Below are 10827 nucleotides of genomic sequence, written 5' to 3'. Positions count from 1 at the left end.
CGCACCGACCTCCAGGAGGGACCCATGTCACCCAAGGTGCTCATCGCCGGCGGTGGACTCGGCGGCATCGCCACCGCGCTGGCTCTGCAACAGCAGGGCATCGACTCCGTCGTCTTCGAACGCGCGCCCCAACTGCGCGACGGCGGCGCCGGTCTGCACATCTTCACCAACGGCATGCTGGCGCTGGCCCACCTCGGGGTCGCGGACCAGGTCGCGGCCATCGCTCCCGCGCAGTCCGTGTGCCACTTCGCCACCTCGACCGGTCGCGTCATCGGCCAGTACCCGGTGGGCGAGTTCGTCGAGCGCTACGGGCAGCCCACCGTCGCCATCAGCCGCTCCGACCTGCACGGCATCCTGCGTGACGCGGTGACCGCGCGCATCGTCACCGGCGCCCAGGTCACCGGGTACACCGAGCACGCCGACGGGGTGACCGTCCGGTTCGCCGACGGCACCTCCGAGGACGGCGACCTGCTGGTCGGGGCCGACGGCGTGCGCTCCGCCGTCCGTTCCCAGCTGCTCGGCCCGCAGGCCCCCGACTACACCGGCTACATCGCCTGGCGCGGCCACGCGAAGATGTCCGCCGACGACTTCGAGCCCGGTACCTTCCGCGCCCTCTTCGGTCCCGGCGTCCGCTTCACGTACTACGACATCGCCCCCGGCGTCATGCACTGGATGAGTGTCGCCAACGGCCCCGCCGGCGGGCGCGACGAGGGCACGCCCGAGCAGACCCTGGACATGCTGCGCGCCCGGCACGCCGGTTGGACCGCCCCGGTCGAGCGGATCCTGGACGCGACCGCTCCGGAGAGCATCATTCGCGGCGACGTCGTGGACCGTAAACCCGACTCCGTCTGGGGACGCGGCCGGGTCACCCTGCTCGGCGACGCCGCGCACGCGATGAGCTTCAATATCGGGCAGGGCGCCTGCCTCGCGATCGAGGACGCCCTCGAACTGGCCGGACAGCTCGCCGCGTCCGGTGCCACGGTCACCCAGGCGCTGCGCGCCTACGAGGCAGAGCGGCAGCAACGCACCGCGCCCATGCAGGAGTTGGCGCACCGCATCGGCGTGATCGGCTCGCTGGAGAACCCGGCCGCCATCTGGCTGCGCGACCGGGTGATGAAGCTCGGCTGGAAGAAGACCTTCCAGCAGGCGGAGAACGAGCACGTCGCCTACGCCATGCGATGGGCCCCCGGCGCCGGCGCCGTCGCCGACGCGACGTGAGCGCGCTCATACCCAACTCACGGTGAGAGGAATGCTGTTGTGAACACTGCGAGTACGGCGAGTGCTGCGACCACGGCGAGCGCTGCGAGTACGGCGCCCACTGCGACCGCGAATCCGGCAGCGCCGGAGAGCACCGAGGAACGCAACAAGGCGACGATCCGGCGCGTCTTCGCCGAGTTCGTCAACCAGGGTGACTTCTCGCTGGTGGACGACGTGTACCGGCCGGACATCGTCGACCACGCGGGCCTGCCCGGCGCGCCCGAGGGCGCGGAGGGCGTGAAGTACACCATCGCCGGTCTGCGCGAGGCATTCCCCGACTTCCACGTCACCATCGAGGACATCAGCGCGCACGACGACATGGTCGTCATCCACAACACCTGGCGCGGCACCCACCAGGGCGAACTGCTCGGCATGGCTCCGACCGGCCGTGCGTTCCTCTCCGTCGGCATCGTGCTGTGGCGGTTCGACAAGGAGGGCCGGATCGCCGAGCGCTGGGAGCACGGCGTCGCGTCCAACATGTTCGCCGCGCTCGGCATGCGGATGCTGGCCCCGCGCAAGGGCGGCCGGCGCACGGCGGAGGGCGTCCGGACCGTGGTGCGCACCGTGCCGTTGAACGAGGGCAGGTCCGCGGACTGGCACCGGCTCACCGCCGAGTTGCAGGGGCCGCGCCGACGCGAGTACGAGGCGTCCCGGCGGAGGTTGGGCATCACGCACGAGGTGCTGCGCGTCGACCCGCGGCCCGACCGGGACCACGTGATCGTGCAGTTCGAGACCGCGGACCCGGAGCGGACCAGGAAGCGCTGGACGGAGTCGCAGCACCCCTTCGACCTGTGGCTGCGCGAGCAGGTCCTCGACATCCATGCGGAGGATCCCTGGGCCGCCCCGGCCGCACCCGCCGAGTCGGCGGGTCTCACCTGGACGGCGCCGCCACGACTCACCCCGAACGACCAGTGAGCGCGTCCAAGACGGACAGGACGGACAGGACGGACCGGAAGCAGGCGCTGCCGACCCACTCGGCCGGGGTGCGCCCGATCCTCCTCCGGGTCGGGACCGGTGGCGCGGGCCTGACGCTGTCCGGGCTGCTGGCCGAGCCGCCCGACGGGCCGCCGCGCGCGACCGTCGTCGCCGTGCACGGAGGCGGCATGCGCGCGGGCTACTTCGACGGGCAGGCCCAGGCGGACCTGTCCCTGCTCACGCTGGGTGCCCGGCTCGGCTTCACGGTGCTGGCCCTGGACCGGCCCGGGTACGGGCGGTCCGCGGAGCAGGTGCCTGACGGCATGACCCTGGACGAGCAGGCCGCCGTCCTGTCCGGGGCGTTCGACGCGTTCGCCGAACAGCACGCTGTCGGTGGGGGGTTCGTGCTGCTGGCGCATTCCTACGGCGGAAAGCTCGCCCTGGTGACCGCCGCGCGTACCCCCGGCCTGCTCGCTGTGGACGCCTCCGGTGTCGGCCACCGCTACAGCGTCGGGTCGGCCGACCGGAAGCGGCTGCGTCGGCACCTGGAATGGGAGCGCAACTGGGGCCCGTTGGGGCTCTATCCGAACGGCACCTTCCGCGCGGCCGAGGCGCTGGTCGCCGCGATCCCCGTCCGCGAGGCCGCCGAGGTGGACCTGTGGCCGTCGAGGTTCGAGGAGGTCGCGCCGCGGATCGAGGTCCCGTTGCGGTTGACCTTCGCCGAGCACGAGGCCTGGTGGCTGCACGACGAGCCGGACGTCGCCGAGCTGACCTCCCATTTGACCAAGGCACCGGTCGTCCGGGCGGAGCGTCAGCTCGGTGCGGGCCACAACATCAGTCTCGGTCGGGCCGCCCGCAGCTATCACCTGCGCGCGCTCGCGTTCTTCGAGGAGTGCCTGCACTCGGCCGCGTAGGTCATACACCTGGCAGTGCGCGAAACCCCTTGCAGCAGCCGGACCTGGAAGTACATCCCCGGTCTAGACGCGCTCCAGCCCGGCTCGCACGACGTGCCCGACAGTTCATCCGAGGCAGTCATCTCAGGCAGTCATCCCAGGCAGTACAACCCAAGGCCCCGAAGCGACACGGCAGGACGAGCGGCTCCGCTCGCGCCACAACCACTCGACTGAGACGGGAGAAGCCATGGAACGCACGCATCCTTCCGTGGACAACCTCTATCGGCTGCTCATGGGGCCCGTAGCGACCACTCCGGAGAAGCCCGCGGTCGTCCAGGCCGACGAGAACGGGGCGCTGGAGGAGACCTCCTACCGCCGCCTCGACCGTCAGGTCGAGGAGTACGCGGCGGTCCTGGACGGTCTTGGACTCGACGTCGGTGACCGTGTCGTGGTCGAGGCGGACACCTCGGCGGCGTCGGTGGCCCTGCTGCTCGCCTGCGCCAAGCTGGGCCTGCCGTTCGTGCCGGTGAGCCCGCAGTCGCCGGACGCCCGGCTGCGCTCGATCCTGCGGTCGGTCGAACCCGCCCTCCACGCACGGGCGGAGGGCCTCGACCACCGGGAGCCGACCGCCTCGGTCGGCAGTGCGCTCTTCGGTCCGAGCGGCCTGGTGGTCGAGCGCCCGCCGACGCGCAGGGTGCGCCGGCGGCGGAACGTGCTCGCCACCGACACCGCGTACATCATCTTCACCTCCGGGTCGACGGGTACTCCCAAGGGCGTGGTGATGAGCCACCGGTCGATCGTCACGTTCCTGCGCGCGATGCTGGCCGACGGACTGGTCGCTCCCGACGACCGGGTGGCCGGCACCTCACCGCTTCAGTTCGACTTCGCGCTGTTCGGGATCGGCGTCGCCCTCGCGGCCGGCGCCACGCTCGTCCCGGTGCCGCGCGCCAACCTCGACTCACCGCGGCGCATGGTCGGATTCCTCAAGGACGCCGAGGTCACCCAGGTCCACGGCGTTCCGTCCCTCTGGCGTCCGGTCCTGCGCGTCGATCCGGACCTCCTCAAAGAGCTCGGGCAGCTGCGTTCGGTGGTCTTCGCGGGCGAGGAGTTCCCGATCCCGGAGCTCCGGCGGCTGCAGGAGACGCTGCCGGGCGTCCGACTCGTCAACGGCTACGGCGCGACCGAGTCGATGGCCGCCTCGTTCACCGACGTCCCCGATCCCCTTCCGGCCGACCAGGAACGGCTGCCGATCGGGCACGCCCACTCCGGAGCCGAGATGACCCTGGTCGGCCGCCAGGGAGAGGTGCTCACCGAACCGGGCCTGACGGGGGAGATCTACCTGCACAGCCCGTCGCTGTTCACCGGCTACTGGAACGACCCCGAGGCCACGGCCGCGGTGCTGGTGCCCGACCCGGCCGAGCCGCGGCACGGTCAGGTGGTGCTCCGCACCGGCGACCTGGCCCGCCTCGGCGACCACGGCGAGCTCTACTTCCTGGGCCGGTCCGACTACCAGGTGCAGATCCGCGGGAACCGGGTGGAGTTGGGCGAGATCGAGGCCGCCCTGACGCGCCTTCCCGCCGTGACGGCAGCCGCGGCCACCCTGGTGCCGCGCGCCGGAGACCACGTCCTGATGGCGGCCGTCGTCCTCGACCGCCCCGAAGCGGAACTCGACGTGCGCGCGGCACTCGACTTCTGCGCACGGGAGTTGCCCGCCTACATGGTGCCCCGGTCGATCCACACCGTGCCGGAGCTCCCGCTGACCGAGAACGGGAAGGTCGACCGCGCGTCGCTCACCCGAACCCTGGCCGCTCCCCGGAGCGCACCGGAAGCACGACACGCCACCAACGCTTAGGAGAGACACGTGACTTACACCTTGTCCCTGGGCCAGCGGGTTCGGCTGACCGAGATCGAGTCGACCGCGGTTTGCGCCGACCCCGTGGCCATCGACGACGCCGTGCGCGGACGCGTGCGGGCCTCCCGCGAGACGCTGGAGAAGTTCGTCGCCGAGGAGCGGGTCATCTACGGCGTCAACACCAGCATGGGCGGGTTCGTCAACTGGCTGGTGCCGGTCTCCAAGGCGCGGCAGCTCCAGGAGAACCTGCTCAACGCGGTGGCGACCAACGTGGGCCCGCGCCTCGACGACACCACGGTCCGCGCGATCATGACCTCCCGCATCGTGTCGCTGTCCCGCGGCAACTCGGCCATCTCCCTGACCAACCTGGAGAAGCTGATCGCGGTGCGCAACTCCGGTGTCGTGCCGTGCGTGCCGGAGAAGGGCTCGCTGGGCACCAGCGGCGACCTCGGACCCCTGGCCGCGATCGCCCTGGTCTGCATCGGCCAGTGGAAGGCGAGACTCGACGGCGAGGTCCTCCCGGGCGCCGAGGCGCTGCGCCGGGTCGGCATCGAGCCGATGGAGCTCAGCTACAAGGAGGGCCTGGCGCTGATCAACGGCACCTCCGGCATGGTGGGCCTGGGCAGCATCAACGTCGCGCAGGCCAAGCGGTTGCTGCAGGCGTACCTGCTGGTCTCGGCGCTGTCGGTGGAGGCCCTCGCGGGCAAGACCAAGCCGTTCGACCCGCGCGTCCACAAGCTCAAGCCGCACAAGGGCCAGCAGGCGGTCGCCGAGTTCCTGTGGGACACGCTGGCCGACTCCACGCTCGCCGTCGACGAGCTCGACACTGAACACCTGCTCTCGGGCGAGATGGGCGACGAGACCAAGGCGGGGTCGCAGTCCATCGAGGACGCCTACTCGGTCCGGTGCACGCCGCAGATCCTCGGGCCGGTCGTCGACAGCCTCGCCTGGATCGAGCAGGTCGTCGAGGACGAGCTCAACTCGTCCAACGACAACCCGCTGGTCGACCCCGACGAGGCCGAGGTGTTCCACAACGGGCACTTCCACGGGCAGTACGTCTCGATGGCCATGGACCACCTGGCGATCGCGATGACCACGCTGATGAACCTGTCCAACCGCCGCATCGACCGGTTCCTCGACAAGAGCAACAGCGAGGGGCTGCCGGCCTTCCTGTGTCAGGAGGACCCGGGCCTGCGCCTCGGCCTGATGGGCGGTCAGTTCATGACCGCCTCGCTGACCGCGGAGACCCGGGCCAAGGCGATGCCGATGTCCATCCAGTCGCTGAGCTCGACCGCGGACTTCCAGGACATCGTCTCCTTCGGCTTCGTCGCCGCCAGGCGCGCCAGGGAGGTGCTGGAGAACGTGGCCCACGTGGTCGCCTTCGAGCTGCTCTGCGCCTGCCAGGCCGCCGACATCCGCGGCACGGACGGCCTTTCGCCCGCGACCCGGCGGCTCTACGAGCAGACCCGCGAGGTGGTTCCCTACCTCGACCACGACGAGACGATCACCGACTACGTGGAGGCGCTCGCGCAGCGCCTCCTCACCCAGCCGGGCCTGGGCTGAGGCCGCCATGCCTACCCGTAGAGCGTCGGTGTTCGACGCGATGGGCCACGCGATGGGTCGCCCGCCCCGGACCGAGAGCACCCCCGAGGGCACCCGGGTCACCCTGCGCATGCCCGTGGACCGGGCCACCGCCCAGATGGCCGGGCACTATCCGGACTTCCCGATCCTGCCGGGGGTGCTGCTGATCGACTCGGTGCGCCAGGCGGCCTGCTTCGCCAGCGGCGCCGAGCTCCGGCTGCGCAGCATCGACCGCGCCCGTTTCGCCAGCCCGCTGCTTCCTGGCGACGAGCTGGAGCTCTCGCTGCTGGTCACTCCCGAGGCGAGCGGGCGGGTCGGGGTCCGCGCCCGGGGCGCGCGCGCCGACGGCCGGATGGCGGCGGAACTGTCCGTCACGCTCGAACCGGTGGTGCCTCGTGCTTGACCACAGCCAGGTGCGCGACCGGCTCCGGCAGCGTCCCCCGATGCTCCTGCTCGACACGGTCCGCCAGTTCTCGCCGCCCGACGCGCTCGTCGCCACCAAGGCGGTCACCGGTGGGGAGGCCTGCTACCGGGACCTCGCGGACGGGACCGGCATCGACGGCTTCGCGTACCCGTCGGCGCTGCTGCTGGAGTCGTTCGGCCAGGCCGTCTCGCTGCTCTGGTCGCTCGCCGAACTCGGCCCGGCGGAGGAGATCCCGCTGATGGTCGGCATCCGCGACCTCACCTACGCCGAGCCGGCCGTTCCCGGGGACGTCCTGGAGCACCACGTGCGGCTCAACCACCACTCCGGCGCGGTCGGTGAGTTCACCGGCGAGACGCGCACGGCCGACCGGACCGTCCTCACCGTGGGCTCGGTCCTGGTCGTTTCCCGTCCGGCCGCGAGCCTGCTCGCGACCCCACCTGTATCGGCAGTATCGGCGCAATCGAAGGATGGCGGATGAACGACACCGACGACCTGTCACGGGTCCGCGCGATCGTGGCGGAGGTCCTGGCACTGAGTCCGGAGGAGATCGACCCCACCGAGGACTTCGTCGACCGCTTCCAGGCCGACTCCCTCAACCTGATCGAGATCGTCGCCCAGGTGGAGAAGCAGTTCAAGGTGGTGCTGCCGCAGAGCGAACTGCGGCAGGCGAACAGCGTCGCCGCCTTCTACGACCTGGTCGCCCGGCAAGCGGTCTGAGTGGCCGTCCGTTTCCCTACCGATTGAGAGGACCGCGTGAAGTACCGCACACTGGGACGGACCGGCATCCAGGTCAGCCCCTACTGCCTGGGGGCCATGATGTTCGGGGCGATCGGCAACCCCGACCACGACGACTCCATCCGGATCATCCACAAGGCTCTGGACGCGGGCATCAACTTCGTCGACACCGCCGACATGTACTCCAAGGGCGAGTCCGAGGAGATCGTGGGCAAGGCGCTCAAGGGCCGCCGCGACAGCGTGGTGCTCGCCACCAAGCTGTGGGCCCCGATGAGTGACGACCCCAACCACCGTGGCAGCTCGCGGCGTTGGATCATCGCCGAGGTCGAGAACTCGCTGCGCCGCCTGCAGACCGACTACCTCGACCTCTACCAGGTCCACCGGCCGGACCCGACGGCCGACGTGGAGGAGACCCTCTCGGCGCTGTCGGACCTGGTCCACAGCGGCAAGGTGCGGGTGATCGGTTCGTCGTCCTTCCCGGCCTCGGACATGGTCGAGGCGCAGTGGGTCGCCGAACGGCGCGGCCTGGTGCGCTTCCGCACCGAGCAGCCCGCCTACTCAATCCTCAACCGCGGCATCGAGCGCGAGGTGCTGCCGGTCTGCCAGCAGTACGGCATGGGCGCGCTGGTCTGGAGCCCCATGGCCGGCGGCCTGCTCACCGGCCGGTACCGCAAGGGCCGTCCGGCGGACACGCACCGGTCCAAGTACGGCTTCAAGCACCTCAGCGACGAGAGCCGGCTCGACGTCGTCGAGCAGCTCGTCCCGCTCGCCGACAAGGCCGGTCTGGAGATGGCGCACCTCGCGATGGCCTTCGCGATCGCTCACCCCGGGGTGACCTCCGCGATCATCGGGCCCCGGACCATGGACCACCTCGACAACCTGCTCGCGGGCGCCGAGACCACCCTCGACGACGACCTGCTCGACCAGATCGACGCGATCGTCCCGCCCGGCACCGACATCGGCGCGCTCGACCCGGCCTACACCCACCCGGCCCTGGAGCGCCCGAGCCTGCGCCGCCGCCCGGCCGACGAACGCCGCGCCGCCTGAACGCTGCGCCACCCGACGCCGCACCGCCTGAACACCGCGCCGCCTGAACGCCCCCACGTTGGAAGGTGAATCACTCATGGCAGGACAGCAGGACCTCAAGCTTCTGCAGCCGCACGACTACGAGGAGCTGTACCGGGACGGCAAGACCCAGCCGGGCGAGATCGGCGCGAGTCTCGACATGATCCCGTGGAACATCAAGGAGCCGCAGCCGGTCGTCCGCGAGCTGGAGCAGGCCGGCGAGATCACCGGCCGCGTGCTGGACGCGGGCTGCGGCCTCGGCGACAACGCGCTGTTCTTCGCCCAGCGCGGCTACCAGGTCACCGGGATCGACGTGTCCCCGAGTGTGATCGAGAAGAACCGGAACAAGGCCCGTGACCGCGGGCTGAAGGCCGAGTTCGTCGTGGCCGACGCAACCACCATGGAGGGGGTCGAGGGCCCGTTCGACACGGTGGTGGACAGCGCGCTGATGCACTGCCTGTACGAGGAGGCGCAGCGCGCGTACGTCTCCGCGGTCCACCGGATCTGCGCGCCGGGCGGGCGGCTGCACCTGCTGTGCTTCTCGGACCGGCTCCCCGCCGAGATCCCGGCCTACCGGAACTCCGAGGCGTACCTGCGCGAGACCTTCAGCGAGGGGTGGACCATCCACCGGCTGGAGCGCCGCGGCTACGCCACGACGTTCACCAAGGAGAAGGTCCGCAGCCTCCTGGAGAAGAGCGGCTCGACCATGGACCTCAGCACCCTCGACATCGACGACGAAGGCCGTCTGCTGCTGCCGAGCTGGCAGCTGACCGCCGAGCGGATCTGAGGGCGCCCGCCCCGCCTCCGCCGCGCATCCGCCCATGGGCGCGACCGTTCACGCACAAGATCGTGAAGGTCGCGCCCATTCTTTTGACTCCATTGGTTACGCAGTACACACTGATTACGACGTAACCAAACCAAAGGTGGAGTCATGAGCACCGGCACTACGCAGCAGCACCGCGGACAGACCGTCGCCCACGCGTTCGCGGAGATGATGAACGGTCACAACCCGGACGCGGTCGACGGTTTCGTGGCCGAGGACTACATCAACCACAACTTCCACGTCGAGGACGGCCGGGAGGCGAACCGGGCGTTCTGGCAGACATGGTTCGCGGCGTTCCCCGACACCGAGGTGACGCTGGACGACGTCCTGGTCGACGGCGATCGCGTCGCGGGCCGGTTCACCTACCGCGCCACGTTCCAGGGTCCGTTCCTGGGGCTGCCGCCCACCGGTCGACCGGTCGAGATGAACTCGATCGACATCTGGCGGGTCGTCGACGGGATGGCCGTCGAGCACTGGGACCAGATCGACGGCCAGGCGTTCTTCGCCCAACTCGCAGGCGAGAGCGGCGACCGGTGATACTCGACGAACAGGATCCCCCCGCCGGGCCGGACGCGTCCGGGCCGACGGCGACGGCGACGGCGACGGCGAGGGGGACGGGGACGGCGACTGCGATGCCGGCGCTGACGCCGGCCCAGCGACGGAGGGACCGGGAGCGGGTCGCGGCGCGGGAGATGATCCTGTCCGCGGCCCTGGTCCTGGCCCGCCGCGACGGGTGGGACGCGGTGACCATGCGCCGGCTCGCGGACGAGATCGAGTACTCCGCGAACTTCGCCTACCGCTACTTCACCGGCCGCGACGACATCCTCCACGCCCTGGTGCGCGACGCTTTCGCGCGGCTCCGGGACGCCATGGCCGCCGCGGGCCGAGGGGCCGGGCTCGACTCCGACGGTGGCTCGACCGCAGCCGGGGCGAGCGCAGGCACAGGGGCGGACGAAGCGGCCGCGGCGCTGCGGCGGGCGGGGCACGCCTACCTCGACTTCGCCCTCGCCGAGCCCGACCTCTACCAACTCATGTATGGCCTGGGCGGCGTGCGGGTGCCCGCCCTCGACGCCTGGGCCGAGGGTCAGGCCGTCGGCGACCTCATCGCCGACCTGCTCGCGGCCGCCGGAGACCCCGCTCCCGAGCGGCACGTCCTGCAACTGTGGGCGACCGCCCACGGGCTGGTCGCCCTGCTGGCCGTCGGGCGGGGGGGGGGGGGGGGGGGGGGGGGGGCCGCCCCCCGGGGGGGGGGGGGGGCCGGGCGCGGGCCCCCCCACCCCCC

Annotated in this window: 12 protein-coding genes; all 12 read left to right on the top strand. The window is 71.1% G+C overall.

The annotated features are described in order from the left end of the window. Positions 1-24 precede the first annotated feature (24 nt). Positions 25-1218 (top strand): FAD-dependent oxidoreductase, encoded by a 1194-nt coding sequence (locus I2501_RS21475; protein WP_196195783.1) that lies wholly within the window; start codon positions 25-27, stop codon positions 1216-1218. A 39-nt stretch (positions 1219-1257) separates the two neighbouring features. After that, on the top strand, positions 1258-2172 hold the full coding sequence (locus I2501_RS21470; RefSeq protein WP_196195782.1) for an ester cyclase: 915 nt from the start codon (positions 1258-1260) through the stop codon (positions 2170-2172). Beyond that, complete coding sequence (locus I2501_RS21465; RefSeq protein ID WP_196195781.1) at positions 2169-3086, top strand: alpha/beta hydrolase family protein; 918 nt, start codon at positions 2169-2171, stop codon at positions 3084-3086. The genes I2501_RS21470 and I2501_RS21465 overlap by 4 nt, the downstream gene beginning before the upstream one ends. Before the next feature lie 226 nt (positions 3087-3312). Next, entirely contained in the window at positions 3313-4917 is a 1605-nt protein-coding gene (locus I2501_RS21460; RefSeq protein WP_196195780.1) for an amino acid adenylation domain-containing protein, read from the top strand. A 9-nt stretch (positions 4918-4926) separates the two neighbouring features. Next, on the top strand, positions 4927-6480 hold the full coding sequence (locus I2501_RS21455) for a phenylalanine aminomutase (D-beta-phenylalanine forming) (RefSeq protein WP_196195779.1): 1554 nt from the start codon (positions 4927-4929) through the stop codon (positions 6478-6480). Between the two features lie 7 nt (positions 6481-6487). Continuing rightward, positions 6488-6901, top strand: coding sequence for a 3-hydroxyacyl-ACP dehydratase FabZ family protein (locus tag I2501_RS21450; protein WP_196195778.1), 414 nt, complete (start codon positions 6488-6490; stop codon positions 6899-6901). Then, on the top strand, positions 6894-7400 hold the full coding sequence (locus I2501_RS21445) for a 3-hydroxyacyl-ACP dehydratase FabZ family protein (RefSeq protein WP_196195777.1): 507 nt from the start codon (positions 6894-6896) through the stop codon (positions 7398-7400). Before I2501_RS21450 ends, I2501_RS21445 begins: the two co-directional genes overlap by 8 nt. Further along, positions 7397-7639: an acyl carrier protein gene (locus I2501_RS21440; protein ID WP_196195776.1), complete on the top strand. Its 243-nt coding sequence runs from the start codon at positions 7397-7399 to the stop codon at positions 7637-7639. The genes I2501_RS21445 and I2501_RS21440 overlap by 4 nt, the downstream gene beginning before the upstream one ends. A 36-nt stretch (positions 7640-7675) precedes the next feature. Continuing rightward, complete coding sequence (locus I2501_RS21435; RefSeq protein WP_196195775.1) at positions 7676-8704, top strand: aldo/keto reductase; 1029 nt, start codon at positions 7676-7678, stop codon at positions 8702-8704. Positions 8705-8780: 76 nt separating this feature from the next. Next, positions 8781-9509: a class I SAM-dependent methyltransferase gene (locus I2501_RS21430; RefSeq protein ID WP_196195774.1), complete on the top strand. Its 729-nt coding sequence runs from the start codon at positions 8781-8783 to the stop codon at positions 9507-9509. A gap of 144 nt (positions 9510-9653) precedes the next feature. Continuing rightward, entirely contained in the window at positions 9654-10082 is a 429-nt protein-coding gene (locus tag I2501_RS21425) for an ester cyclase (RefSeq protein ID WP_196195773.1), read from the top strand. Then, the coding region (locus I2501_RS21420) for a TetR/AcrR family transcriptional regulator (RefSeq protein WP_196195772.1) at positions 10079-10827 on the top strand (749 nt) is incomplete at its 3' end. The genes I2501_RS21425 and I2501_RS21420, both read left to right, overlap by 4 nt.

Source organism: Streptacidiphilus fuscans (genome assembly GCF_015690355.1).
Taxonomy (GTDB): domain Bacteria; phylum Actinomycetota; class Actinomycetes; order Streptomycetales; family Streptomycetaceae; genus Streptacidiphilus; species Streptacidiphilus fuscans.
The sequence above is the reverse complement of the archived record's forward strand: the minus strand, read 5'-3'. Positions and strand labels throughout refer to the sequence as shown.

Bases quoted from the DNA above. Each gene is read 5' to 3' on its own strand.
- I2501_RS21475 (WP_196195783.1), top strand. From the start codon at position 25: ATGTCACCCAAGGTGCTCATCGCCGGCGGTGGACTCGGCGGCATCGCC.
- I2501_RS21460 (WP_196195780.1), top strand. From the start codon at position 3,313: ATGGAACGCACGCATCCTTCCGTGGACAACCTCTATCGGCTGCTCATG.
- I2501_RS21450 (WP_196195778.1), top strand. From the start codon at position 6,488: ATGCCTACCCGTAGAGCGTCGGTGTTCGACGCGATGGGCCACGCGATG.
- I2501_RS21440 (WP_196195776.1), top strand. From the start codon at position 7,397: ATGAACGACACCGACGACCTGTCACGGGTCCGCGCGATCGTGGCGGAG.
- I2501_RS21430 (WP_196195774.1), top strand. From the start codon at position 8,781: ATGGCAGGACAGCAGGACCTCAAGCTTCTGCAGCCGCACGACTACGAG.
- I2501_RS21425 (WP_196195773.1), top strand. From the start codon at position 9,654: ATGAGCACCGGCACTACGCAGCAGCACCGCGGACAGACCGTCGCCCAC.